At 71.7% G+C, this 24,682-nt stretch carries 22 protein-coding genes; 7 read left to right on the top strand and 15 right to left on the bottom strand.

Going from position 1 to position 24,682, the window contains the following annotated elements:
* Positions 1-88: 88 nt before the first annotated feature.
* The 7 genes from OHA98_RS24820 to OHA98_RS24790 all read right to left on the bottom strand — a co-directional run bounded on the left by OHA98_RS24820 (position 89) and on the right by OHA98_RS24790 (position 6,629).
* Positions 89-1,120 (bottom strand): NAD(P)-dependent oxidoreductase, encoded by a 1,032-nt coding sequence (locus tag OHA98_RS24820; protein ID WP_266930891.1) that lies wholly within the window; start codon positions 1,118-1,120, stop codon positions 89-91.
* An 85-nt stretch (positions 1,121-1,205) separates the two neighbouring features.
* Positions 1,206-1,916 (bottom strand): 1-acyl-sn-glycerol-3-phosphate acyltransferase, encoded by a 711-nt coding sequence (locus OHA98_RS24815; RefSeq protein WP_266928957.1) that lies wholly within the window; start codon positions 1,914-1,916, stop codon positions 1,206-1,208.
* Positions 1,917-2,164: 248 nt separating this feature from the next.
* Positions 2,165-2,335, bottom strand: a complete 171-nt coding sequence (locus OHA98_RS24810; protein WP_266928956.1) for a hypothetical protein — start codon at positions 2,333-2,335, stop codon at positions 2,165-2,167.
* A 66-nt stretch (positions 2,336-2,401) separates the two neighbouring features.
* Positions 2,402-3,352, bottom strand: coding sequence for a cytochrome c oxidase assembly protein (locus tag OHA98_RS24805; protein ID WP_266928955.1), 951 nt, complete (start codon positions 3,350-3,352; stop codon positions 2,402-2,404).
* A gap of 109 nt (positions 3,353-3,461) precedes the next feature.
* Positions 3,462-4,487: a 6-phosphofructokinase gene (locus OHA98_RS24800; RefSeq protein WP_266928954.1), complete on the bottom strand. Its 1,026-nt coding sequence runs from the start codon at positions 4,485-4,487 to the stop codon at positions 3,462-3,464.
* 140 nt (positions 4,488-4,627) lie between these two features.
* Positions 4,628-5,356, bottom strand: a complete 729-nt coding sequence (locus OHA98_RS24795) for a type 1 glutamine amidotransferase (protein ID WP_266928953.1) — start codon at positions 5,354-5,356, stop codon at positions 4,628-4,630.
* Between the two features lie 34 nt (positions 5,357-5,390).
* Complete coding sequence (locus OHA98_RS24790; RefSeq protein ID WP_266928952.1) at positions 5,391-6,629, bottom strand: MurT ligase domain-containing protein; 1,239 nt, start codon at positions 6,627-6,629, stop codon at positions 5,391-5,393.
* Between the two features lie 114 nt (positions 6,630-6,743).
* On the opposite strand from OHA98_RS24790, the gene def reads away from it, so the two are divergent.
* On the top strand, positions 6,744-7,289 hold the full coding sequence (gene def, locus OHA98_RS24785) for a peptide deformylase (RefSeq protein ID WP_266928951.1): 546 nt from the start codon (positions 6,744-6,746) through the stop codon (positions 7,287-7,289).
* Positions 7,290-7,408: 119 nt separating this feature from the next.
* Here the strand turns inward: def and OHA98_RS24780 are convergent, their stop codons facing one another.
* On the bottom strand, positions 7,409-8,059 hold the full coding sequence (locus tag OHA98_RS24780) for a TetR family transcriptional regulator (protein ID WP_266928950.1): 651 nt from the start codon (positions 8,057-8,059) through the stop codon (positions 7,409-7,411).
* A 172-nt stretch (positions 8,060-8,231) separates the two neighbouring features.
* Between OHA98_RS24780 and OHA98_RS24775 the strand changes: the two genes are divergently transcribed.
* On the top strand, positions 8,232-9,461 hold the full coding sequence (locus OHA98_RS24775; protein ID WP_266928949.1) for an acyl-CoA dehydrogenase family protein: 1,230 nt from the start codon (positions 8,232-8,234) through the stop codon (positions 9,459-9,461).
* Between the two features lie 69 nt (positions 9,462-9,530).
* On the opposite strand, the gene OHA98_RS24770 is transcribed toward OHA98_RS24775, so the two are convergent.
* Together OHA98_RS24770 and OHA98_RS24765 are read right to left on the bottom strand one after the other, a co-directional pair.
* The gene (locus tag OHA98_RS24770) at positions 9,531-10,019 is read right to left on the bottom strand and encodes a glutathione peroxidase (RefSeq protein ID WP_266928948.1); all 489 of its coding nucleotides are present in this window, start codon (positions 10,017-10,019) and stop codon (positions 9,531-9,533) included.
* Positions 10,020-10,051: 32 nt separating this feature from the next.
* A complete protein-coding gene (locus OHA98_RS24765) occupies positions 10,052-11,062 on the bottom strand; it encodes an Lrp/AsnC family transcriptional regulator (RefSeq protein ID WP_266928947.1) in 1,011 nt (336 codons plus the stop codon).
* Positions 11,063-11,212: 150 nt separating this feature from the next.
* On the opposite strand from OHA98_RS24765, the gene OHA98_RS24760 reads away from it, so the two are divergent.
* From OHA98_RS24760 to OHA98_RS24750, 3 genes are all read left to right on the top strand, one after another.
* A complete protein-coding gene (locus tag OHA98_RS24760) occupies positions 11,213-12,772 on the top strand; it encodes an amidase (RefSeq protein WP_266928946.1) in 1,560 nt (519 codons plus the stop codon).
* Between the two features lie 94 nt (positions 12,773-12,866).
* Entirely contained in the window at positions 12,867-14,300 is a 1,434-nt protein-coding gene (locus tag OHA98_RS24755) for an MFS transporter (protein ID WP_266928945.1), read from the top strand.
* 49 nt (positions 14,301-14,349) lie between these two features.
* Entirely contained in the window at positions 14,350-15,615 is a 1,266-nt protein-coding gene (locus OHA98_RS24750) for an amidohydrolase family protein (RefSeq protein WP_266928944.1), read from the top strand.
* Here OHA98_RS24750 and OHA98_RS24745 read toward each other — a convergent pair.
* The 4 genes from OHA98_RS24745 to OHA98_RS24730 form a co-directional block, all read right to left on the bottom strand.
* Entirely contained in the window at positions 15,570-16,115 is a 546-nt protein-coding gene (locus OHA98_RS24745) for a GNAT family N-acetyltransferase (protein WP_266928943.1), read from the bottom strand. The two genes, OHA98_RS24750 and OHA98_RS24745, sit on opposite strands and share 46 nt — an antisense overlap.
* Before the next feature lie 75 nt (positions 16,116-16,190).
* Complete coding sequence (locus OHA98_RS24740) at positions 16,191-16,886, bottom strand: hypothetical protein (protein WP_266928942.1); 696 nt, start codon at positions 16,884-16,886, stop codon at positions 16,191-16,193.
* 92 nt (positions 16,887-16,978) lie between these two features.
* On the bottom strand, positions 16,979-17,851 hold the full coding sequence (locus OHA98_RS24735) for an acyl-CoA thioesterase II (protein WP_266928941.1): 873 nt from the start codon (positions 17,849-17,851) through the stop codon (positions 16,979-16,981).
* A 67-nt stretch (positions 17,852-17,918) separates the two neighbouring features.
* On the bottom strand, positions 17,919-20,432 hold the full coding sequence (locus OHA98_RS24730; RefSeq protein ID WP_266928940.1) for an RNA helicase: 2,514 nt from the start codon (positions 20,430-20,432) through the stop codon (positions 17,919-17,921).
* A 138-nt stretch (positions 20,433-20,570) separates the two neighbouring features.
* Here OHA98_RS24730 and OHA98_RS24725 point away from each other — a divergent pair, with 138 nt between their 5' ends.
* Positions 20,571-21,362, top strand: coding sequence for a metal-dependent hydrolase (locus OHA98_RS24725; RefSeq protein ID WP_266928939.1), 792 nt, complete (start codon positions 20,571-20,573; stop codon positions 21,360-21,362).
* A 162-nt stretch (positions 21,363-21,524) separates the two neighbouring features.
* Entirely contained in the window at positions 21,525-23,060 is a 1,536-nt protein-coding gene (locus tag OHA98_RS24720) for an ATP-dependent DNA ligase (RefSeq protein ID WP_266928938.1), read from the top strand.
* Between the two features lie 91 nt (positions 23,061-23,151).
* On the opposite strand, the gene OHA98_RS24715 is transcribed toward OHA98_RS24720, so the two are convergent.
* Positions 23,152-24,513, bottom strand: coding sequence for an NAD(P)/FAD-dependent oxidoreductase (locus tag OHA98_RS24715; RefSeq protein ID WP_266928937.1), 1,362 nt, complete (start codon positions 24,511-24,513; stop codon positions 23,152-23,154).
* Positions 24,514-24,682: the final 169 nt, after the last annotated feature.

Raw genomic sequence — 24,682 nt, 5'->3', positions numbered from 1 at the left:
CGGGCGGCCGGAGCGTTTCCTCCGGCCGCCCGTCCCGTCCCGTCCTGCCCCGCCCCGTCGTCCCGTCCCGCCCCGTCAGGGGCCGGTCTCAGGCCGTCCCGGCGTCGTACCGGGCCAGCCAGGCGTCCTCCGCCGCGTAGTCGAAGAGCCCCGGGCCGTACGTCCGGGCCATCTTGGGGAAGGCGTCCGTCCACTCCCGCCCGGCCAGCTGCGCGGACAGCCACTCGACCGTCCCGGGAAGCGACTCGGCGTAGCCCGTCACGGGGCGGTAGCCCAACTCACGCTCCGCCGCCGACATGTCGTACACCACCGGATGCTCGATGCTCCACGGGCTGTCCCCGACCCCGTCCGCACCGGGCGCCCCCGCCATCAGCACGGTCTCCGTCTCCACGCCCAGCACCGCGTCGACCGCCGCACCGATCTCCGCGACCGTCGGGGCCTGCGGGTCACCGGCGTTCAGTACGCGTGAGCCCGGCCGCGACGCGGCCAGCCGGATCAGCTCGGCCACATTGGCGGCGTTGACCGGATGGAAGACGCTCCTCCCGCCGAACGCCAGCACCCGGCGCCTGCGGCCGTCCAGCACCCGCTTCACGAAATACAGCTCGCGCGGGGTCCGGCAGTACGGTCCATGGATCGCGCCCGCCCGCAGCAGGGTCACGGGCAGCTCCCCGCCCGCCGCCAGCAGCAGATCCTCCAGCTCGACCTTCCGCGTCCCGTACGTCGTGTCCCCGGGCGCCACCGTGCGCTGTTCCTCCGGGATGGGCACCGGATAGACCGGTGCGCCGTCGGGTTCCCCCTGGGTGTCGAAACCGCGTCCCCGCTCGTCCTCGTACACCGCACCGCTGGAGATGACGACCGCCGAGCCGATCCGCCCGGCCAGCCCCGTCAACTGCCGGGCATGCGCCGCGTCGAACGCCACCATGTCCACCAGGACGTCGCACCCCGGGCCGAGCGCCGCCGCGAGCGCGCCCTCCTCGTTCCGGTCGAGGCGTATGGTCCGGATGCCGTCCGCCCACCGCTCGTCACGGCCTCCGCCGAGCGAGGCGGCGGTCACCTCCCAGCCGTCCTCGGCCAGGGCCCGTACGGCGGCCCGCCCGATCTGTCCCGTCGCTCCGAGCACCCATGCGTTTCCCTTGATCATGCGAGGAACGCTAGGCGCATTCGGGCCTGCCGACGGGCGGACTTCGCCGCCCGCGAATTCGCCGTCAGCGTCGCAGTTTCGGGAACCTTTTCGGCTGCGCCGACTGCCCGGCCTTCACCTTGGCCGCGTACTCGTCGACGTACTCCTGGCCCGAGAGGCCCAGGATCGCGTACATGATCTCGTCGGTGACCGCCCGGATCGCCGCCTTCCGGTCCTCCAGGCCCGCATAGCGCGAGAAGTCCAGCGGCTCACCGAACCGGATCGTGACCCGCCTGATCCGGGGGACGACCTGACCGGGCGGCTGGATCTCGAACGTCCCGACCATCGCGCACGGAATCACCGGCACCTGGGCCTTGATCGCCATCACCGCGACCCCGACCTTGCCCTTGTACAGCCGGCCGTCGTGCGAGCGGGTGCCCTCCGGGTAGATCCCCAGCAGCTCCCCCTTGCCCAGCACTCCCAGGCCCTCACGGATCGCCGCCTGCCCGGCGTCCTTGCCCGACCGGTCCACCGGAATCTGCCCCGCGCTGCGGAAGAACGCGGCGGTCAGCCTGCCCTTCACCCCCGGCCCGGTGAAGTACTCGGCCTTCGCGAGGAAGGTGATGCGACGCCTGAGGATCGCCGGCATCAGGAAGTGGTCGGAGAACGACAGGTGATTGCCCGCGACGATGGCCGCGCCGTCGGCCGGAATGTGCTCCAGACCCTCGATCCGCGGCCGGAACAGCAGCCGCAGAATGGGCCCCAGCACGGCATATTTCAGGACGTAATAGAACACGGAGGGTGTGCACCTCGCTCTGCCGGGGACGGCGTCAGGGCTGTGTGATACCAGGTCGTCGTGGTGCGGAGGACCGTCGGTCCAGGGTCCCCGGTGGCGCGGAACGACTGTACTCACCGGTCACCCCCAGCTCCTGCCCCTGCCTCCGCGGGGCATGTCTCCCACCCCGACGAGGGATGCCGCCCGCAGCCGCCCGCGACCCGGGCGGTGCTGCGCGCACACCTCGGTGCCGCCCGCTCCGGAGCAGGTCATGGCCGGTCCGGAGTGTCAGGGGTGGCGAGCATCCCGAGCGTGATGAGACCCAGCACCACCCACCCGAACCAGAGCCAGCCGTTGCTCCCCAGAGCCACCGTGTACGCGGTCACCGCCACCAGTGCTCCGACGGTCATGACTCCCATGGTCTTCGTCGATCCGGACATGAGCGCACGCTCCTCATCGGCCGGGCGGCCGTTGAGCCCATGGTCACCCCGTGGACAGGCCCCGCGCTACCGTCCGCGTGCCTGCAAAGACGCGAGATACGCGTTGTACGCCGCCAGCTCCTGGTCGCCGTCCCGGTCGGCGGCCCGGTCCGCACGCTTGGCGACCCGCTGCTCGGAGCGGTACCACTGGAAGACCAGCGCGATGAGCACCAGGACCGAGGGGATCTCGCTGAACGCCCACGCGATGCCGCCGGCCCAGCCCTGATCGCTCAGCGCCTCGATGCCCAGCGAGGCCGGCGGGTTCTGGTAGGTCTCCACCATGGGCGTGGTCGCCATCATCAGGGCGATACCGAAGAACGCGTGGAACGGCATGCCCGCGAACAGCTCCAGCATCCGCATCACATAACCCGGCCGGTGCGGACCCGGGTCGACCCCCATGATCGGCCAGAAGAACACCAGGCCGACGGCGAGGAAGTGCACCATCATCGCGATGTGACCGGGCTTGGATTCCATCAGGAAGTCGAAGAGCGGGGTGAAGTACAGCCCGTAGAGGCTGGCGATGAACAGCGGAATCGTGAATACCGGATGCGTGATGATCTTCATGTACCGGCTGTGCAGCAGCATGAGCAGCAGTTCGCGCGGCCCGGTACGGCCCCGTCCCGCCACCGGCAGTGCCCGCAGCGCCAGCGTCACCGGAGCGCCCAGCAGCAGCAGGATCGGCGACAGCATGCTGATCACCATGTGCTGCACCATATGCACGCTGAACATGACCATGCCGTAGTCGTTGAGCTTGGTGCACATCACCAGGGCGATGCTCAGCACTCCGACGACGAAGAAGATGATCCGGTTGACCGGCCAGCCGTCGCCGCGCCTGCGCAGCCGCACCACGGCGTATCCGTACAGGGCGAGGGCGAGTACGCAGCCGGTCAGGAAGAACGGGTCCGCGGAGAATTCGAGTCCACGGCCCAGCGTGAACGGCGGCAGATCCATGTTCATGCCGTGCCCGCTGTGATCCATCTGTTCACTCCCGATGGGGACGTCCCCGTTTCGTGCCGGTTGTCCGGTCCAGAGTAGAACTGCCCCCGGCCGCGGTTGCGGCCGGGGGCAGTTACTCGGGTCGTGCCGCTCAGAGCACGCACTCCGCCTCGGCGTAGCGCTCGGCGGGAACCGTCTTCAGCGTCTCCACCGCGGCCGCCAGCGGCACCATGGTGATGTCCGTGCCGCGCAGCGCCGTCATCATGCCGAACTCGCCCCGGTGCGCAGCCTCCACCGCGTGCCAGCCGAAGCGGGTGGCGAGGACGCGGTCGTACGCGGTGGGCGTGCCGCCGCGCTGGACATGGCCGAGTATCACCGGCCGGGCCTCCTTGGAGAGGCGCTGCTCCAGCTCGATGGAGAGCTGCGTGGCCACTCCGGCGAAGCGCTCGTGACCGTAGATGTCCTTGGCGCCCTGTTCGAACTCCATGGAGCCCGCGCGCGGCTTCGCGCCCTCGGCGACCACGACGATCGCGAACTTCTTGCCCGCCGAGAAGCGCTTCCCGACCACGTCGGTCAGTTCGTCGATGTCGAAGGGGCGCTCGGGGACGACGATGGCGTGCGCCCCGGCGGCCATGCCCGAGTGAAGGGCGATCCAGCCGGTGTGCCGCCCCATGACCTCGACGATCAGCACGCGCTGGTGCGACTCGGCGGTGGTCTTCAGCCGGTCCAGCGCCTCGGTGGCGACCCCGACGGCCGTGTCGAAACCGAAGGTCACGTCCGTGGAGGCGATGTCGTTGTCGATGGTCTTCGGCACCCCGACGATCGGCAGCCCCGCCTCGGAGAGCAGATTGGCCGCCTTCAGCGTGCCCTCGCCGCCGATCGGGATGATCGCGTCCAGACCGAGCTCGGCGACATGGCCCCGGGCCCGCTCCACACCGTCACGCAGATGCGCGGGCTGGACCCGGGAGGAGCCGAGGATGGTGCCGCCGAGCGCCAGGATGCCGCCCACCGCGTCCAGATCGAGCCTGCGGTAGTCGCACTCCAGCAGTCCCTTCCAGCCGTCGTGGAAGCCGATGACCTCGTCGCCGTGGTCGACCACCGCGCGGTGCACGACGGAACGGATGACTGCGTTGAGGCCGGGGCAGTCGCCGCCGGAGGTGAGCACACCAATTCGCATTGCCCGGGAAACCTTTGCAACGTGGGCCGACGACCGGACCACGTCGTCCGGTTGGATCCCCGCCACCCTACCGGCGCAGGGTGGCGGGACCGAACCGGATGTCCGCCTGCTGGACTTCGCTCAGTTGAGCAAAAAACGCCTCAGGCGGGCTGCGTCGCCGAAGCGATGCGCTCGGAGCGCAGCGCGTCGTACCAGCGGTCGTCCGTCGGCGGCAGCGCGTTCACATCGAGGGCCAGCTTCAGCAGCAGGTCCGCGATCAGCGGATTGCGGGCCATCACCGGACCGTGCATGTACGTACCGAAGACGGTGTCGTTGTACGCGCCCTCGGTGCCGTCCCCGGTCCCGTTGCCCCGGCCGAACTGGACCCGGGCGAACGGCCGTGCGGTGGGGCCGAGATGGGTGACGCCCTGGTGGTTCTCGAACCCGGTCAGGGGCGGCAGCCCCAGATGCGGGTCGATGTCCGCCAGTACGTCGCCGACGCACCGGGCGCCCTCGCCGCGGGTGGAGACCACGTCGAGCAGGCCGAGGCCGGCCTCGCGCTCACCGAGGTCGTTGACGAACTCGTGCCCCAGGATCTGGTAGCCCGCGCACACCGAGAAGATGATCGCGCCGTTGGACGCGGCCCGGCTCAGCCCGCCGTCCCGGCGCAGCCGCTCCGCGGCCAGCCGCTGCGGCCGGTCCTCGCCGCCACCGATCAGGTAGATGTCGCCGGAGGTCGGGACCGGCTGGTCGCTGCGCACGTCGACGCGCTGCACGTCCAGGCCGCGCTGCCGGGCCCGGCGCTCCACGACCAGGGCGTTGCCCTGGTCGCCGTACGTGCTGAGCAGGTCGGGGTAGACCCAGACCAGACGCAGACCGTTGTTGCTCATGCTTCGTCCTCTCCGGAGGTGGCCGGGGCCGGGGTCAGTTGCCGACACGACGGCGCAGATCCTGGAAGGCGGTGTAGTTGGCGATGACCTCGATACGGCCGGGCGGAGACAGCTGGACGGCCTCGTCCAGGGTCTCGCAGACACGGAAGTCGAGACCGGCGACCTCGAGCCGGACCGCGAGGTCCAGCTTGCGGTCGCCGAGCACGAAGATCGGGTGGCCGGCGAGCTGCGTGTAGTCGACGTCCCACAGCCATGAGGTGTCCGTGCCGTCCGCGCCCCGGGCATTGACGGAGAGGATCACCGGGGTCGGCGGCGGATCGATCAGGGAGAACGTTTCCAGCCAGCCCGCCGGGTTCTTCGCCAGCAGGAGCCGCAGCTCACGGCCCTGGAAGGAGACCACGTCGTAGCGGCCCGCGACGGCCTGCACCTGGTACATGCGCTCCAGGGCGACCTGCGGCGGCACCCCGAAGACGGCCGCGACGGCGGCCGAGCTCGTGGCGTTCGCCTTGTTCGCCCGGCCGGGCAGCTGGAGGTGGATCGGCCACGCCGAACCGTGCGGGTCCAGTACGTAGTCGCCGTTCAGCGCCCAGCTCGGGGCGGGGCGGCGGAAGCCGCACTGCCCGCAGAACCAGTCGTCCCCCGGGCGCTGCATCACACCGCCGCAGGACGGGCAGGACCACGCGTCGTCCTTCCACGCCTGGCCCGCCGCCACCCACACCACATTGGGGGAGGAGGACGCCGCCCACACGATCAGCGGGTCGTCGGCGTTGGCGATGATCACGGCCTTCGAGCCGGACAGCCCCTCGCGCCAGTGCTCCGCGAGCATCCGGGTCTCCGCCGCGCGGTCCAGCTGGTCGCGGGAGAGATTGAGCAGCGCGATCGCCTTGGGCGTCGTGTCGCGCGCGACACCGGCGAGGTACTTCTCGTCGACCTCGATCACGCCGTACTTCGCGTCCGAGCCGCCGGCCAGTGCCGAGGTGATGCCCGCGGGCATGTTCGCGCCCAGCGCGTTCGACACGACGGGCCCGGCGGCCCGCAGTGCCTCGGCGATCAGCCGGGTGGTGGTCGTCTTGCCGTTCGTCGCCGACACGAGGATCACGTCCAGGTGCTGCGCCAGCCGCCCCAGCAGGTCGGGGTCGAGCTTGAGCGCCACCCGGCCGCCGATCACCGATCCGCTGCCGCGCCCCGCGGCGCGCGACACCGCCGCCGCGGCCTTGCCCGCCGTCACGGCCAGCTTGGCCCGCGGCGACAACGGCTCCGTGTTGCCTGCCATCGTCCTAGATCCTCCTTGCATCGGTGCACGCCCAGCCTATCGATGTCCGGTGCGACGACCGCACCGCGGCACCACGGGAAGTCCGTGGCCGCGGCGGAACGTACGCTTGCGGCCATGCGAAACCGCCCGATCCCCGGCAGTTCCGGACTCATCCGTGCCATGAGTCTGCTCGGCGACCCGGTCCTCCACAGTGTCTGCGAGGACGTCACGGACTTCGGGCCCTCGCTCGCCGGGCTGGTCGAGGACATGTTCGCCACCATGTACGCGGCGCAGGGTGTCGGGCTCGCCGCCAATCAGATCGGCGTCCCGCTCAAGGTGTTCGTCTACGACTGCCCGGACGACGACGAGGTCCGGCACCTGGGACACATCGTCAATCCGGAACTGGTCGAGGCGGACGGCATTACCGTACGCGGACCGGAAGGGTGTCTTTCACTTCCGGGCATCGAGGCGGGCACGCCGCGCTTCGACCACGCGGTCGTCGAAGGGGTCGGCGTGACCGGCGAACCGGTGCGGATCACCGGTACGGGATGGTTCGCCCGCTGCCTCCAGCACGAGTGCGACCACCTCGAAGGCATGGTCTACACCGACCGGCTGACCGGCCTGCGCCGCGCCAGGGCGCTGCGGGCGGCCCGGCGGGCGCCCTGGGGGAGCGGCGCCTGAGCCGGGGCGGCGCGCCGTACGGAGGGAACGCGTTCGGGGCGGGAGGCAGGGGCGGGAGCGGGGGCGGCGGGCACACGGACGGTGTCCGGCGCGCGGGCGGGCGTCGGTGGCGCTGGAGTTCAGAAGCCCGGTCCGCCGGGCCGGTCGCCCGCCGCGGCCAGCCGGCCCCACAGCAGATCGGCGAGGCTGCGCACCAACTGGGCGCGGGAGCAGGGCCGGTCGCCCAGCCACCAGTCGCCCGCGGCGTGCATCATGCCGACGATGCCGTGGCCCCAGATGCGGGCCATCTGCTCGCTGTCCGGACCCAGGTCCACCCGTTCGGCGATCACCTTGCCGAGTTCCTCGCCGAGGCGGCGCAGCAGCGGGGCGGAGTGCCGGCCGACGTCGAAGCCCTGCTCGGGGGAGGGGGCGGCGTCGTCGGACGGGTGCATCAGGAAGCGGTAGACCTGCGGGCGGGCCTCGATCGCGGCGAGATAGGTGTCGAGTGTGGCCTCCACCCGTTCGCGGCGCTCGGCCGGTGCGTCGAGGGCCGCCCGCAGCGCGCTGAGCAGGGCGTCGGTGTGCCGTTTGGCGAGTGCGCGGTAGAGCCCGCCCTTGTCGCCGAAGTGCCGGTAGAGGATGGGCTTGGTGATTCCGGCCTCGGCGGCGATCGCGTTCATCGATGCCTTGGGGCCGTCCCTGAGCACCACTCGGTCCGCGGCCTCCAGCAACTCGCGGCGGCGGCGTTCGGCCGCGCTCCGCTGTCGCTCGGCCTGTCGTGCGGTCTCCATGCCGTGTCTCTCCCCACCCCTGGCCTTGCATTTCTTCACGCCTGGGCAACGTAACACCCTGCCCAGCGGGCGTGCCGGGCGGCTTCCGGGCGGTTGACAGTGGCTACTTGCCGGTAACAGACTGCGTTACCGCAAGTAACGCATGTTTTCGCAGCAGCGCATGGAGGGGAACATGGCCGAGTTCACGCTTGAGCTCAACGACGACCAGAAGCAGGTCCGCGACTGGCTCCACGGCTTCGCCGCGGATGTGATCCGTCCGGCCGCTTCGGAGTGGGACGAGCGTGAGGAAACGCCCTGGCCCGTCATCCAGGAGGCGGCCAAGGTCGGCATCTACTCCCTCGACTTCTACGCGCAGCAGTTCTTCGACCCCACGGGCCTGGGTATCCCCATGGCCATGGAGGAGCTCTTCTGGGGCGACGCGGGCATAGCCCTGTCGATCGTCGGTACGGGCCTGGCGGCCGTCGGCGTCCTCGCCAATGGCACCGAGGAGCAGATCGGCACCTGGATCCCGCAGATGTACGGCGACGCCGGCGATGTGAAGGTCGCCGCCTTCTGCTCCTCCGAGCCCGACGCGGGCTCCGACGTCGCCTCGATGCGCACCCGCGCCGTCTACGACGAGGCCAAGGACGAGTGGGTCCTCAACGGTACGAAGACCTGGGCGACCAACGGCGGCATCGCCAACGTCCATGTCGTCGTGGCCGTCGTCGACGCGGAGCTCGGATCCAGGGGGCACGCGTCGTTCATCGTGCCGCCGAGTACCCCAGGGCTCTCGCAGGGGCAGAAGTTCAAGAAGCACGGCATCCGCGCCTCGCACACCGCCGAAGTGGTCCTGGAGGACGTGCGAGTGCCCGGACACTGTCTGCTCGGCGGCAAGGAGAAGCTCGACGAGCGTCTCGCGCGGGCCCGTGAGCGGGTCGGGGCGGGTGGCGGCGAGCGGGTCAAGAACGCCGCCATGGCCACCTTCGAGGCGTCCCGTCCGGCCGTCGGCGCCATGGCCGTGGGCACCGCCCGTGCCGCGTACGAGGTCGCCCTCGACTACGCGAAGACGCGCACCCAGTTCGGCCGCCCGATCATCGACAACCAGGGCATCGCCTTCCAGCTCGCCGATATGCGCACCCAGATCGACGCGGCGCGGCTGCTGGTCTGGCGCGCCTCCTGGATGGCCTCCGCCAACAAGCCGTTCACCTCGGCGGAGGGCTCCATGTCGAAGCTCTACGCGAGCGAGACCGCGAAGAAGGTCACCGCCCAGGCGATCCAGATCCTCGGCGGCAACGGCTTCACCCGGGAGTACCCGGTGGAGCGGATGCACCGGGACGCGGCGATCTACACCATCTTCGAGGGCACCAGCGAGATCCAGCGGCTGGTGATCGCCCGGACCCTCTCGGGCATGCCGATCCGCTGAAGCGGGCCGGGCTTCCGGGCCGCGGACCGCGCGGGGGGCACCTGCCCCCGCGCGGCCCGCGGCGTCGGGTCAGGCCGGGAGCTGGGCCTCGATGGCCGCGACGACCTCGGGGGCCTCCGGATCGGTGCCGGGACGGATCCGGGCCACCGGCACACCGGCCGGTGAGATCAGGAACTTCTCGAAGTTCCACTGCACATCACCGGCCTCGCCCTCCGCGTCCGCGAGCGTCGTGAGTTCCGCGTACAGCGGGTGCCGGCCCTCCCCGTTGACGTCGAGCTTCTCCAGGAGCGGGAAGGTGACCCCGTACGTCGTCGAGCAGAACGTCCGGATCTCCTCCGCGCTGCCCGGCTCCTGGCCCGCGAACTGGTTGCAGGGCACGCCGACCACGGTGAAGCCACGCTCCCCGTACTGGTTCTGGAGCCGCTCCAGGCCTTCGTACTGCGGGGTCAGTCCGCATTTGGAGGCCACGTTCACCAGCAGGACGGCCTTGCCGTCGAAGGCGCCCAGTGTGGTCGGCTCGCCGGTCAGGGTGTGCAGCGGGATGTCGTGCAGCGTCATGAGATCGCTCCTTGTTTCCAATGCGCGGTTGTTCATCCGGACGCCCAGAGGTTCATCGGAACGAAGCCGACGGCCCGCCCCTCCGGGTCCAGCAGCCTGCCCATCAGCTTGACCGCCCGCAGGGCGACGGCCCTGTCGGCGATGCGCAGATGGGGCAGTGCGGCGGCCAGACGTACCTCCAGGGCTTGGGCGTCCACGAGGGACGATACCCAGACTGTGGCGATGAGATTCTGCGGTCCCGCGAGTCCCAGACACTGCCGGATCTCCGGGAGCTTCGCCAGCTCCCGGGCCGTCGCGTCGAGGTGCTCGGCCGCCACCGTCCCGAAGAACGTCACGGCGACCGGTGAGCCCGACAGCGAACGGGCCAGGTCGCAGCGGAGCACCAGTTTCCCGGACTCCAGGAGCCGGTTGAGCCGTCGGCTCGCGGTGTTCACCGAGACGCCCAGCTGATCGGCGAGCTCGCTCAGCGGGATGCGCCCGTTCTCCCCGATCGCGGTGACCAGCTCGGCGTACGCGGGCGGCTGGGGCGCGCTCCCCGCCGCCGCCCGCCGGGACGCGGCCAGCACCTCCTGCTGCGAGCGGCTCAGGCTCGTCAGCCGCCAGACGCTGCCCTCCGTGTAGCTGCGGGTGACCAGATGCGCCCGGGTCGCGATGATGCCGGGGATGGTGCCGAGCCGGTCCACGATGTACCGCGAGAGCGCGCCGAAGCTCGTGGCCATGGCGGTGATCAGCAAGTCCCGGCCGCCCGCCGCGTGTTCCACCGTCACCGCGTGCGGATCCGCCGACAGGACCGCCGCCACCGCCCCCGCCCGCCCCGGCGCGCAGTCGATCTCGATCAGCGCGCCGCCGCCCGCGTCCCCGTACGGATAGGCCGTCACCCAGGCGTGCCCGGCCGCCCGCAGCCGTTCCCAGCGCCTCGCCACCGTCGCCGCGTCGACGTCCAGGGCCTTGGCCAGTTCGGTCCACGGTGCCCGCGGATTGATCTGGAGGGCGTTGATGAGGGCCAGATCCAGCTCGCCGAGAGGGGGCAGGGTTTCGGTCATCGTGATCCGCGTCCTCGGCCTTCATGGAGAGATGCTGCATTTGATGTTGAACAGTGACAGGAAACAGCAATTCCTGGCGGCTCATTGATCGGAGACTAGCATCGCCGTACCCGATCAGATCCAGCCACTTTCACCGCCCGGAGGTGCGTCGTGCAGCAGCCTTTCGCCACTCTCGCCGAAGCGGTCCACGGCCTGCGCACCGGCGCCGTCGGCAGCCGGGAACTGGTCGAGGCGGCACTGGGCGACGCCGACCGGCTCGACCCCCTGCTCGGTGTGTATGTGACCCGCTTCCCGGAACAGGCGCTCACGGCGGCCGACGCCGCCGATACCCGGCCGAGCGGCGACCGGGGCCCGCTGCACGGACTGCCGCTCGCGGTCAAGGACAACCTCGCCACCGTCGAGGGCCCGTCCACCGCGCAGAGTCCCGTGCACGACCCCGGCTGGTGGCGCGGACAGGACGCGCCCGCCGTCGCCCGGCTCCGGAGCGCCGGGGCGGTCGTCCTCGGCAAGACCACCATGGCCGAGTACGCCATCGGCCGGCCCGACCCCGCCCACACCTTCCCGGTGCCCCGCAACCCCTGGGACCCCGAGCGCTGGACCGGCGGATCGAGCACCGGGAACGGCGCGGGGATCGCCGCCGGACTCTTCCTCGGCGCCCTGGGGACCGACACCTCCGGCAGCGTCCGGCTGCCGGCCGCACTGTGCGGCACCACCGGCCTCAAGACCACCCACGGCCTGCTGCCCACCGAGGGCTGTGTGCCGCTCAGCCCCTCGCAGGACGTGCTGGGCCCGATGGCCGTCAGCGCCCGCGACTGCGGTCTGCTGCTCGACGCGCTGACCGGACGGCCACGGCCCGCGCCGCCGGTCACCGGGGTACGAGGCCTCCGCGTCGGTGTCCCGTACGGCCTCGTCGAGGGGCCGGGCGTCACCCGGGAGTGCCGCACCGCCTTCCACCGCTCCCTGCGCGAACTGCGGGAACTCGGTGCGGAGATACGGGAGTTCGACCTCCCCGAATTCGTCCCCCTGCTCGCCGTGAACGCCGTGACCATGCTCGCCGAGGCGTTCGCCGAGCACGGCGAACGCCTCGCCGCCCACTGGCAGGGACACGGGCGCGGCTTCCGCAGACTGGCCGCCGCGGGGGCCGTACTCCCCGCGCACCTCTACCTCCGCGCCCGGCGGACCGGCCGGCAGCTCACCGCCGGCCTCCTCGCCCGCCTGGACTCACCCGGCGGTGCCGATGTGATCGCCACTCCCACCTGGCCCGCGCCCGCACGCCCGTACGCACAGGAAGCGGCACCCGGCGACGAGCTCAACCTCACCGCGATCTGGAACCCCACCGGCTTCCCGGCCCTCGCGCTCCCCATGGGCGCGGATCCGGCCGGACTGCCGCTCTCCCTCCAACTGGCCGGCCGCCCCCACTCCGAGAACACCCTGCTCGCCGCAGGGGAGGCCTTCCAGTCCCTCACCACCTGGCATCTGCGCCGGGCCGCGCCCGACCCCCGGCACCGGCCCGCCCCGCTCCGGGACCCGGACACCACCGGGGCGATTCCGAAGACCCCCGCGGAGTCCGCTCCCGTCACCGTCCCGGACCCCGACGGCATCGAGGCCCTGCTGGCCGCCGTCGGCATCACCCCGGGACCGGCCGATCTGGCCGTCGTACAGGCGGTCGCCCGAGCACTGCTGAACGCCGGAACACGTCCGGCGGGCTGACACCCCGGCCTCCCCGTACCCGCCCCACCCCGTCCGCCCCACCGTCTTCCTCAACCGCCGCATCCCGATGCGGCCGTGCCCCAGTGGAGAACCCATGTCGCGTATCCAGCCCGTCAAGGGCACCGGCGCGCCGGGCCTCGCCGGCCCCGGAGTCGCCGCGGTCGTCGGATTCCTCGTCTTCGTCGAACTGACCAGCGGCATCATCCAGGGGATGATGCCGACGCTCCTGCCGGAGCTCGGCGCCGTCCTGAACGTCGGCGCGGGTGACCTCAACTGGGTCAACGCCGCGCAACTGCTCGCCGCGGCCGTCTCCGTACCGGTCTTCGGACGCCTCGGTGACATGTACGGCCACCGGCGGCTGCTCCGTATCGCCGTCCTCTGCCTCGCCGCGGGCTCCGTCCTCGTCGCCTGGTCGCCCTCCTTCGAGGTGCTCCTCGTCGGCCGGGTCCTCCAGGGCCCGCTCGCCGCCCTCCTCCCGCTGGAGATCGGCCTGGTACGGGACCGCCTCGACGCGGCCGGCGGCCGCAGCGCCATCGCCATGCTGGTCGGATCGCTCACCTTCGGAGCCAGCGCGGGCATGGTCGTCGCCGGACTGCTGCGCGAGGTCATCCCCTCCGTGCACGGAGTGCTGTGGATACCCGCCGCCGCCACCGTCCTGTGCGCCGTGGTGGTCTTCCTCCTCGTCCCCGAATCCACCACCCGCGCCCGGGGCAGGGTCGACTGGGCCGGGGCGGGGCTCCTCAGCGTCGGACTCGCCACCCTGCTCCTCGCCATCTCGCAGGGCCCCAAGTGGGGCTGGAGCGACGCGTGGACGCTGATCCTGTTCGCGGTCGCCGTGCTCACCCTGGTGAGCTGGGTCCTGGTCGAACTCCGGGTCGCCGAGCCGATCGTCGACATCCGGCTCACCGTGCGGCGCACCCTGCTCCCGGTGTACGCGGCGAGCTTCCTGCTCGGCACCGCGCTCTTCGGCGCCCAGACCGCCGCGGTGCTGTTCGTCTCCTCGCCCGCGGAGAAGCTGGGCTACGGCTTCGGGTACGACGCGCTCGGCATCGCCTGGCTGATGCTCCCCTCCGGCGTGATGGCCTTCGTGGCCTCACTGTTCGCGTCCCGGCTCTTCCGGGGCGTCGGCGGCCGCGGTGTGCTGGCGCTCAGCGGGGTGCTGATGGCGGCCGGCTACCTGTTCCTGATCGCCGCCCATGACGAGCCCTGGCAGTTCGTCGTCGTCAACAGCGTCGTGGGACTCGGGATCGGACTCGCGCTCAGCGCGATGCCCGTGCTGATCGTCGACGCCAGCCCCCCGGAGCGCACGGCCGTCGCCACCGGCATCTACAACACCGCGAAGACCCTCGGCGGCTCCGTCGCGGGCGCCGTCTTCGCCGCCGTCCTCACAGCGATCACCTTCAAGGGCACCGAGATCCCGACCATCGACGCCTACACCACCGTCTGGTGGTGCTGCGCCGGCGTGTCGGTCCTGGTCGCCGTCGCCGCTCCGGTCGTGGCCAGGCCCCGCGCGGCCACCGCCGTCTGAACACTCCCGCGTACCCCCCCGTCACGCCCTCCAGGGAAGGAACCACGTCATGCCCGCCCCCGCCACCACACCCGTACTCCTGCACAACGGCCTGCTCATCGACGGCACCGGGGGCGAACCGGTCAAGGACGGCGCGGTACTCGTCGTGGACGGGACCGTCCGCTGGGCGGGACCGTCCGCCGCCCACCCCGGACTCCCCGACGGCACCCGCCGGATCGATGTACGGGGTGACACGATCCTGCCCGGCTTCATCGACTGCCACGTCCATATGGCCGCCCCGGGCACATCGATGAGCCACGCGGAGATCGCGGCCATGCCGCGCAGTCTCCTCACGTTCCTGGCGGCGCCCCGGATGAAGCAGACCCTGGAAGCGGGTGTCACCACGGCCCGTGACCTCGGCGGAGCCGACGCCGGGCATCGCCGCGCCGTCGAATCGGGCCTCCTGCCCGGCCCCCGGCTGCTGATCGCCGTTGCCATGCTCAGCCCGACCGGCGGCCACGGCGACTTCCGTGCCGCCCATGACGACGGCGCGGTGGACAGCACCATGGGCCGCCTCGCCGACGGACCCGCCGAGTGCCGCAGAGCCGTACGCGGGGTGCTGCGGCAGGGCGCCGACTGCGTCAAGATCGCCGCGACCGGGGGAGTGTGGAGCCCCACCGACCAGCCGGACGACGACGGATTCCTGGAGGACGAGATCCGTACGATCACCGACATCGCGGCCGGGCACCGGGGCAAGAAGGTCGCCGCCCACGCACAGGGCCGGGGCGGCATCCTCAACGCCGTGCGCGGCGGGGTCGCCAGCGTCGAGCACGGGTACGAGATCGACGACGAGGCCATCGACCTGATGCTGGAGCGCGGCACCTTCCTCGTCCCGACCCTCACCACGGCCCACACCGACCCGGACCCGGCGAAGGCGGCACCCTGGGCGTACGCGAAGAAGAAGCACTGGCAGGAGGTCGCCCGCACCCACATCCCGCACGCGGTCGAACGCGGGGTGCGGGTGGCCATGGGAACCGACTGCGGCATCGCCGAGCACGGCACCAACCTGCGGGAGCTCGGCCATCTCGTGGACTGCGGGATGACCCCCATGGGCGCCCTGCGCGCGGGCACGAGCGAGGCCGCCGAACTCCTCGGCCTCGCCCACGAGATCGGCACCCTGGAACCCGGCAAGCGCGCCGATGTCGTCATCGCCCGCGGCAATCCGCTCACCGACATCCACGCGCTCGGCAGGCCCGAGAACATCCTGCTCGTGATGAAGGACGGGGTCGCCTACAAGGACGTCGACGGGCTCACGGGGGAGCCGATCTCCCGGTAGTAGTACGTGGTCGGCTTCAGGACCCCCGACGGGTCGGCGGCGTACCCCGGCACCGAACCGCACTCGGTCCAGCCCGCCGCGCGGTAGAGCCGCTCGGCGGAGCTTCCGCTCTCCGTGTCCAGGACCAGCAGCGTCACCCCGGACCCGGCCGCCCACTCCTCGACGGCGGCGAGCAGCGAACGGCCGACCCCCCGGCCGCGGGCGGAGGGCCGGACCATCAGCTTGGCGACCTCCGCGCGGTGCCGGGCGTTCGGCAACGCCGCCCGGACCAGGCTGACGGTGCCGGCCACCCGCTCCCCGTCACGGGCGATCCAGACGCGGAGGGCGCCCGCGTCGACGGCCGCGGCCCGCTCGCGCCACCAGGCGGCGGCGACATCACGGTCCAGCGGGGCGAGGAATCCCACCGACGACCCCTCCTCGACGGTCTCCACCAGGAGGGCGGCCAGTTCATCGGCGTACGTGACCAGTTCGGGGCCGGACACGGGGACGATCTCGGTCATGGAGCTGAGGTCCTTTCACAGCACAACGAGGGCAGGAGAGGCGGACCGCCCCCGGCGGGGACGCACCACAGGCGTCTACTTCTTCTTGTCGTCCCAAGGATGGCCGAGCCAGCCCTCGAACGTCGGCACCAGGGCCACCAGCGCCGCACCGACCCGCCAGTCGCACCACGGTGCGTGCAGATGGAGCTCGTCCTTGTCCGAGCGGAACTCCAGCGGAGCCTCCCCGCCCGCGCGCCACACGATGCGCCGGGGGCCACGGGCGACGTCGCCGCTGCCGCTGAGCAGGGCGAGCGTGGCGACGACCGTCTGGACGGGGAGCAGCAGCCACCAGACGTACCACCAGAAGATCCGGCCCTTGTAGCCGACCGCCTCCGGGCAGCCGGGCTGCGTCACCGTCCAGCGCGTGCGCAGTCCCCTGCCGGAGAGGGCCTTCTCACGGACGAGGGTGCCGATCGGCTCGCCCCGGTCGCCGAGCACCCGATACGTTCCCACGCCGTCGTTCACCGACACGGTGACCAGGGTGGCCAGCCGCTGCCGCCGGTCCGGATCGGCCCACAGGACGAAGGAGCGCACCCCGCTCCTCCGGGCCGCGAGGTACTCCGGTATGCCGCCGGGCGGAAGGTCGCGCTCCACATGGGCGACCGTACGGAGCCCGTCCCGCTCGTCCCGGAGGTTGATGACCCGCCCCACCGGAGCGGGCGGCCCGTCCGTTCCCGCAGCCCGGCCCGTTGTGTCCCGGGGGACGGGGTTCATGGTCAGTACGCCGCTCACGCGCCCACTCCTCGTGTTCTGCCACTGGGCCTCGAAGGGTAGACCGGACGGTTCGACGGCCGGCGCCGGCACCGGAACCGGGCAGGCACCGGCTACGCGCCCAGGCGCCGGAACAGCCCCTCCTGCACCACGGACACCAGCAGCCGGCCCTCACGGTCGTAGATCCGGCCGCGCGCCAGCCCCCGGCCACCCGTCGCGATGGGCGACTCCTGGTCGTACAGGAACCATTCGTCCGCCCGGAACGGCCGGTGGAACCACATCGCGTGGTCCAGCGACGCCATGTCGAAACCGCGCGGACCCCACAGCGGTTCCACCGGGATCCGGACCGCGTCCAGCAGCGTCATGTCACTCGCGTACGTCAGCGCGCAGGTGTGCACCAGCGGGTCGTCGCCCAGCGGGCCGACCGCCCGCATCCACACCGCGCTGCGCGGATCCGCGTCCCTGATCTCCTCCCGCGTCCAGCGCAGCCGGTCGGCGTAACGGATGTCGAAGGGCTGGCGCCGGGCCATCCGCTCCAGCGCCTCGGGCAGCGCGCCCAGATGCTCACGGACCTCGTCGGCGACGGTGGGCAGCTCTTCGGGATCCGGCACCGTGCGGGCCGGCGGCAGCTGGTGCTCGAAGCCGCCCGCCTCGGGGCGGTGGAAGGACGCCGTCAGATTGAAGATCGTCCGGCCCTCCTGGACGGCCGTGACCCGGCGGGTGGTGAAGGACCGGCCGTCCCGCACCCGCTCCACCTCGTACACGATCGGAACCCCGGGGCGTCCGGGCCGCAGGAAGTAGGCGTGCAGCGAGTGCACCGGCCGCTCCCCGTCGGTGGTCCGGCCGGCCGCCACCAGCGCCTGCCCCGCGACCTGACCGCCGAAGACCCGCTGCAGGGACTCGTGCGGACTGCGGCCCCGGAAGATGTTGACCTCGATCCGCTCCAGGTCGAGAAGGTCGACCAGGCGCTCGGCCGGATTCGTCATGCCGTTCGTCTCCACTCCGGGGCCCGCCCCGCTGCCGCGGCGGCGGCCCGCCTCATCACATGCCTGCTCACAGCTGGCCCACCGCGGTGACCCGGACGACCGCCCGGCCCTCCTCGTCGGACGCCGCCAGGTCGACCTCGGCCCGGATTCCCCAGTCGTGGTCCCCGTTGGGGTCGGCGAACGCCTGCCAGACCCGCCACAGACCGTGCTCGGGGTCCTCCTCGATCTTCAGCAGCTTCGGCCCGCGGGCGTCGGGGCCGGTGCCGAGATCCTCGTACTCGTCCCAGTACCCGTCCATCGCCGCGCCCCAGGCGTCCTCGTCCCAGCCCGACTCGGCGTCCATCTCGCCCAGCTCGCGGACCCGGTCCAGCGCGGCCAGCTCCACCCGGCGGAACATCGCGTTGCGCACCAGCACCCGGAACGCGCGGGCGTTGGCGGTGACCGGTTTGACCTCGTCCGCCCGCTCCTGCGCCTGCTCGGCCGTCTCCACCTCGGGGTTGGCCAGCTGCTCCCACTCGTCCAGCAGACTGGAGTCCACCTGACGCACCATCTCGCCGAGCCAGGAGATCAGATCCTCCAGGTCCTCGGACTTCAGGTCGTCGGGGATGGTGTGCTCAAGGGCCTTGTACGCGCTCGCGAGATACCGCAGCACGATGCCCTCGGTCCGGGCCAGCTCGTAGTGCGAGGTGAACTCCGTGAAGGTCATGGCCCGTTCGTACATGTCCCGGATCACCGACTTCGGCGACACCGGATGGTCGCCCACCCACGGATGGCTCGTGCGGTACACGTCGTAGGCGTGCCACAGCAGCTCGCTCAGCGGCTTCGGGTACGTGACGTCCTGGAGCAGCTCCATCCGCTCCTCGTACTCGACCCCGTCCGCCTTCATCTGCCCCACGGCCTCGCCGCGCGCCTTGTTCTGCTGGGCGGCGAGGATCTGCCGGGGGTCGTCCAGCGTCGACTCGACGACGGAGACCATGTCCAGCGCGTACGAGGGCGACTCGACGTCCAGCAGGTCGAACGAGGCCAGGGCGAAGGTGGACAGCGGCTGGTTCAGCGCGAAGTCCTGCTGGAGGTCGACGGTCAGCCGCACGATCCGGCCCTCGGTATCCGGCTCGTCCAGCTGCTCCACCACACCGCCGTCGAGCAGCGAGCGGTAGATCGCGATCGCCCGGCGGATGTGCCGCAGCTGCGCCCTGCGCGGCTCGTGGTTGTCCTCCAGCAGACGCCGCATCGCCTCGAAGGCGTTGCCCGGACGGGCGATCACCGCGAGCAGCATCGTGTGGGTGACCCGGAAGCGGGAGTTCAGCGGCTCCGGCTCGGACTGGATGAGCTTGTCGAAGGTCGTCTCCGACCAGGCCACGAAGCCCTCCGGAGCCTTCTTGCGGACCACCTTGCGCTTCTTCTTCGGGTCGTCGCCCGCCTTCTTGACGGCCTTCTCGTTCTCGATGACGTGTTCGGGCGCCTGCGCGACGACGAAGCCCGCCGTGTCGAAGCCCGCCCGCCCGGCGCGGCCCGCGATCTGGTGGAACTCACGGGCGCGCAGCGTACGGACACGGGTGCCGTCGTACTTGGTGAGCGCGGTGAACAGCACCGTGCGGATGGGGACGTTGACGCCGACTCCGAGGGTGTCCGTACCGCAGATCACCTTCAGCAGACCCGCCTGGGCGAGCTTCTCCACCAGACGCCGGTACTTCGGCAGCATGCCCGCGTGATGCACACCGATGCCGTGCCGTACGTAGCGCGAGAGGTTCTGGCCGAACTTGGTGGTGAAGCGGAAGCTGCCGATCAGGTCGGCGATCTTCTCCTTCTCCTCCTTCGTGCACATGTTGATGCTCATCAGGGACTGCGCCCGCTCGACGGCGGCGGCCTGGGTGAAGTGCACGATGTAGACGGGGGACTGCCGGGTGTCCAGCAGCTCGGTGAGCGTCTCGGTGATCGGGGTGAGGCGGTACTCGTAGCTCAGCGGGACCGGCCGGGTCGCGGAGCGCACCACGGAGGTGGGGCGGCCGGTGCGCCGGGTCAGGTCCTCCTCGAACACCGAGACGTCGCCGAGCGTCGCCGACATCAGGACGAACTGCGCCTGAGGCAGTTCCAGGATCGGGATCTGCCAGGCCCAGCCGCGATCCGGCTCCGCGTAGAAATGGAACTCGTCCATCACGACCTGGCCGATGTCGGCGTGCTTGCCGTCGCGCAGCGCGATGGAGGCCAGCACCTCGGCGGTGCAGCAGATGACCGGGGCGTCGGCGTTGACCGAGGCGTCACCGGTGAGCATGCCGACGTTCTCGGTACCGAAGAGCTTGCACAGGTCGAAGAACTTCTCCGAGACCAGCGCCTTGATCGGCGCGGTGTAGAAGGTGACCTTGTCCTGGGCCAGCGCCGTGAAGTGCGCACCCGCCGCGACCAGGCTCTTCCCGGAGCCGGTGGGGGTGGAAAGGATCACGTTCGCCCCCGAGACCACCTCGATCAGCGCCTCCTCCTGGGCCGGATAGAGGGTGATGCCCTGCGTCTCGGTCCATGACGAGAAGGCCTCGAAGAGGGCGTCCGGGTCGTCGGTCGGGGGCAGCTGATCGATTAGGGTCACGCCCCCATCTTGCCTGTCTTCCGACCCGATGAGGGAACCGGAGGACCGCACGAAGATCACGGACGATACCCTTTCCACTCAACTCGGCCGCGCCGCAACGGCGATGGCCGCACCACCGTACTGGGGGCGGGAACGACCATGATGGGACCGGCACACTCTCTGTCAGGGGCAGCGGCCTGGCTGGGGGTGGGCGCGGCGGCCGCCGCCGCAGGCCATGCGATGCCCTGGCCCGTCCTGGTCGTCGGCGCACTGATCTGCGCGGGCGCCGCGCTCGCCCCCGACCTCGACCACAAGTCCGCGACCATCTCGCGCGCCTTCGGGCCCGTCTCGCGCGGCCTGTGCGAGATCGTCGACAAGCTCTCGCACACGGTCTACAAGGCGACCAGGGGTCCCGGCGACCCGCGCAGGAACGGCGGCCACCGGACACTGACCCACACCTGGCTGTGGGCGGTGCTGATCGGCGGCGGGGCCTCGGTCGCCGCGATCACCGGCGGCCGCTGGGCGGTGCTGGCGATCCTCTTCGTCCACCTGGTGCTCGCGGTCGAGGGTCTGCTGTGGCGGGCCGCCCGGATGTCCAGCGACGTCCTGGTGTGGCTGCTCGGCGCCACCAGCGCCTGGATCCTGGCCGGCGTGCTGGACAAGCCGGGCAACGGCTCGGACTGGCTGTTCGACGCCCCCGGCCAGGAGTACCTGTGGCTGGGGCTGCCCATCGTGCTGGGCGCCCTCGTCCACGACATCGGCGACGCGCTCACCGTCTCGGGCTGCCCGATCCTGTGGCCGATCCCCCTGGGCCGCAAGCGCTGGTACCCGATCGGACCGCCGAAGGCCATGCGGTTCCGGGCCGGCAGCTGGGTGGAGCTGAAGGTGCTGATGCCCGCCTTCATGGTGCTCGGGGGAGTGGGCGGGGCAGCCGCGCTCAACTTCATCTGACGACGCGCTACGACGCGCTACGACGCGCTACGACGCGCTACGACGCGCTACGACGCGCTACGACGCGCTACGGGGTGCGGCCTGGGTGTGACCACACGGTGCGGGGCCCGGGGCGCGCGTTCTGCGCGGGCGGTGCGCCCGGTGGCGTAGCACGATGAAGTCATGCTGCTCGCCCGGCTCGCCCATGTGTCGCTCGCGGTCGCCGCCACGTCCGCGCGGACGGCGAAGGTGGCGCTGCTGGCCGAACTGTTCCGGGACGCCGGGCCGGACGACGTGCCGATCGTGATCCCGTACCTCGCGGGCCGGCTGCCGCAGGGGCGGCTCGGCATCGGGTGGCGCACGCTGGGCGACCCCGTGCCGCCCGCCGCCGCCCCCACCCTCACCGTGGCCGCGGTCGACGCCCGGCTCACCGAGATCGGTGCCCTCTCCGGTCCGGGCTCCCGCGCCGCGCGCCGGGAGGCCCTGCGAGCGCTGTTCGGCGCGGCCACCGCCGACGAGCAGCACTTCCTGCGGGCCCTGCTCACCGGTGAGGTACGGCAGGGCGCGCTGGACGCAGTCGCCGTGGACGCCCTGGCGCGCGCCGGCGGAGCGCCGCCCGCCGGGGTACGCCGCGCCGTGATGCTCGCCGGGTCGCTCCAGGACGTGGCGCGGGCCCTGCTGGCGGACGGGCCGGACGCGCTCGGCACCTTCCGGCTCACCGTGGGCCGCCCGGTCCAGCCGATGCTCGCGCACACCGCGCGCTCGGTCACCGAGGCCGTCGGGCGGCTCGGGCCGTGCGCGGTGGAGGAGAAGCTCGACGGCATCCGGGTGCAGGTGCACCGCGACGGCGACCGGGTCAGGGCCTACACCCGGACCCTCGACGACATCACCGGCCGGCTGCCCGAAGTGGTCCGTGCCGTGGCCGGGCTCCCGGGCGACCGGTTCATCCTCGACGGCGAGGTGCTCGCCCTCGGGGCGGACAGCAGGCCGCGCCCGTTCCAGGAGACCGCCGCCCGCGTGGGCTCCCGGCGCGACGTGGCCGGTGCGTCGGCACACGTCCCGGTCGTCCCGGTCTTCTTCGACGCGCTGTACATCGACGGCGAGGACCTGCTCGGCCTGCCCTTCACGGCCCGGCACGCGGCGCTCGCCCGGCTGGTCCCCGAGCCCCTGCGGGTACGGCGCACCCTGGTGCCCGACCCCGACGACGAGGCCGCACGCCACGCGGCCGAGGCCTTCCTCGCCGCCACCCTGGAGCGCGGTCACGAAGGCGTCGTCGTCAAGAGCCTCGACGCGCCCTACAGCGCGGGCAGACGAGGAGCCTCCTGGCTGAAGGTGAAGCCGGTGCACACCCTGGACCTGGTCGTGCTGGCCGCCGAATGGGGGCACGGCAGACGCACCGGAAAGCTCTCCAACCTCCACCTGGGCGCCCAGCTGCCGGACGGCTCGTTCGCCATGCTCGGAAAGACCTTCAAGGGCCTCACCGACACGATGCTCGGCTGGCAGACCGAACGGCTGCGCGAGCTGTCCACCGGCGACGACGGATTCGTGGTCACCGTCCGACCGGAGCTCGTCGTCGAGATCGCCTACGACGGACTCCAGCGCTCCAGCCGCTATCCGGCCGGTGTGACGCTGCGGTTCGCCCGGGTGCTGCGTTACCGCGAGGACAAGCCGCCGCAGGAGGCGGACACCCTGGAGACTGTCCTGTCCCGGGGGCCGTGACACCGGGGGCGTACCCCGGCACACCCCCGCGGCCGGACACCGCGCCGCGCCCCGTCGCGACGGGGGAGCGCGGCACCCCGCCGCACGGCGGTCAGCGGCCGGTCACCGCCGGCCGGGTGTGCTCCCTGATCTGTTCCGGTGTCAGATACGCGTCCGTGTACTCGAAGTCCCGCAGTGTGGCGGGCTTGCGGGACTGGAACCCGGTCCGTACGAAGTCGTCACCGGCGACGGCGTTGAGCATCCAGTTCGTCAGGACCCGGGTCTTGGCGACATTCGTCCGCAGCGCCGACCAGTGGTAGCCGCGCGCCACCGCCTGCGCGGGCAGCCCCTTCAGCTCGATGCCGAGCGGCTTGGACACCGCGTCCCGGCCACCGAGGTCCACGACCAGCCCGAGATCCTTGTGGACGTACTCCCGCAGCGGCAGGCCGCGCAACGACGCGACGAGATTGTCCGCGAGCGTACGGCCCTGGCGCATGGCGTGCTGGGCGGTCGGCGGGCAGACCGCACCGTCGCCCTTGGCCAGGTCGGGCACCGCGGCCGCGTCGCCGAGCGAGAACACCCCGTCCGAACCGGGCAGCTTCAGCTCGGGTGTCACGGCGAGCCGCCCGCGTACCGTCTCCGCTCCGAGCGTGGCGATCAGCGGGCTCGCGGCCACCCCCGCCGTCCAGATCAGGGTGCGGCAGGGCAGCACCCGGCCGTCGGTGAACGTCACCTGCTCCGGTCCCGCCTCGGCGACCGACACCCCCAGCGACACCTCGATCCCGCGCCTGCGCAGCACCTCCATGGCGCTGCGCCCCAGCGCGTCGCCGAGCTCCGGCATGAGCTTGGGAGCGATGTCGATCAGATGCCACTTGATCAGCTTCGGGTCCAGCCGCGGATAGTGCCGGACGGCGCTCGTGGTGAGCCGCTGGAGACAGGCAGCGGTCTCCGTGCCGGCGTAGCCGCCGCCGACCACGACGAACTGCAGCCGGGAGGCCCGCTCCGCCTCGTCCTGGCTGGCGTCCGCCAGATCGAGCTGGGCGATGACATGGTCGCGGACGTACGCGGCCTCGGCGAGGGTCTTCATGCCCCGGGCGTTGTCCAGCAGACCGGGAATGTCGAACGTCCGGGTGACGCTGCCCGCGGCGAGCACGATGTAGTCGTAGGGCTCGTTCACGATCTCGTCGGTGATCTTGCGGATCACACAGACCTTCGCCGCGGTGTCCACCCCGATGGCCCCACCGGGGATGATCCGTGTGCGATGACGGCTGCTGCGCCGCAGCGACACGGCGACCGACTGGGGGGTGAGCACGCCGGCGGCGACCTGGGGCAGCAGCGGCAGATACAACTGGTAGGAGAACGGTGTGACGAGAGTGATCTCGGCTTCTCCCGGGGTGAGCCTGCGCTCCAGACGGCGTACGCATTCGACACCGGCGAAGCCGGCGCCGACGACGAGGATCCTGGGTGCTGCCACGGTATGCGTCCCTTCTCGGGCCTACGCGGTCCTGTGCTCGCCTGCCCCGCGTTCCGGGCCGGTCACCCCTCATCCTCACCGGGCGCCGCGGAATGCGCCTCCCGGCACAGGGAAAGGGGCGGCTCCCCCCGGTATGAGGGAGCCGCCCCGGCACCGTGGCACCGCGACG

Source organism: Streptomyces sp. NBC_00654, assembly GCF_026341775.1.
Taxonomy (GTDB): Bacteria; Actinomycetota; Actinomycetes; order Streptomycetales; family Streptomycetaceae; genus Streptomyces.
The sequence above is the reverse complement of the archived record's forward strand: the minus strand, read 5'-3'. Positions and strand labels throughout refer to the sequence as shown.

Coding starts and splice junctions, on each gene's coding strand:
- OHA98_RS24810 (WP_266928956.1), bottom strand. CDS start 2,335: ATGTCCGGATCGACGAAGACCATGGGAGTCATGACCGTCGGAGCACTG.
- OHA98_RS24805 (WP_266928955.1), bottom strand. CDS start 3,352: ATGGATCACAGCGGGCACGGCATGAACATGGATCTGCCGCCGTTCACG.
- OHA98_RS24800 (WP_266928954.1), bottom strand. CDS start 4,487: ATGCGAATTGGTGTGCTCACCTCCGGCGGCGACTGCCCCGGCCTCAAC.
- OHA98_RS24795 (WP_266928953.1), bottom strand. CDS start 5,356: ATGAGCAACAACGGTCTGCGTCTGGTCTGGGTCTACCCCGACCTGCTC.
- OHA98_RS24790 (WP_266928952.1), bottom strand. CDS start 6,629: ATGGCAGGCAACACGGAGCCGTTGTCGCCGCGGGCCAAGCTGGCCGTG.
- def (WP_266928951.1), top strand. CDS start 6,744: ATGCGAAACCGCCCGATCCCCGGCAGTTCCGGACTCATCCGTGCCATG.
- OHA98_RS24780 (WP_266928950.1), bottom strand. CDS start 8,059: ATGGAGACCGCACGACAGGCCGAGCGACAGCGGAGCGCGGCCGAACGC.
- OHA98_RS24775 (WP_266928949.1), top strand. CDS start 8,232: ATGGCCGAGTTCACGCTTGAGCTCAACGACGACCAGAAGCAGGTCCGC.
- OHA98_RS24770 (WP_266928948.1), bottom strand. CDS start 10,019: ATGACGCTGCACGACATCCCGCTGCACACCCTGACCGGCGAGCCGACC.
- OHA98_RS24765 (WP_266928947.1), bottom strand. CDS start 11,062: ATGACCGAAACCCTGCCCCCTCTCGGCGAGCTGGATCTGGCCCTCATC.
- OHA98_RS24755 (WP_266928945.1), top strand. CDS start 12,867: ATGTCGCGTATCCAGCCCGTCAAGGGCACCGGCGCGCCGGGCCTCGCC.
- OHA98_RS24750 (WP_266928944.1), top strand. CDS start 14,350: ATGCCCGCCCCCGCCACCACACCCGTACTCCTGCACAACGGCCTGCTC.
- OHA98_RS24745 (WP_266928943.1), bottom strand. CDS start 16,115: ATGACCGAGATCGTCCCCGTGTCCGGCCCCGAACTGGTCACGTACGCC.
- OHA98_RS24735 (WP_266928941.1), bottom strand. CDS start 17,851: ATGACGAATCCGGCCGAGCGCCTGGTCGACCTTCTCGACCTGGAGCGG.
- OHA98_RS24725 (WP_266928939.1), top strand. CDS start 20,571: ATGATGGGACCGGCACACTCTCTGTCAGGGGCAGCGGCCTGGCTGGGG.
- OHA98_RS24720 (WP_266928938.1), top strand. CDS start 21,525: ATGCTGCTCGCCCGGCTCGCCCATGTGTCGCTCGCGGTCGCCGCCACG.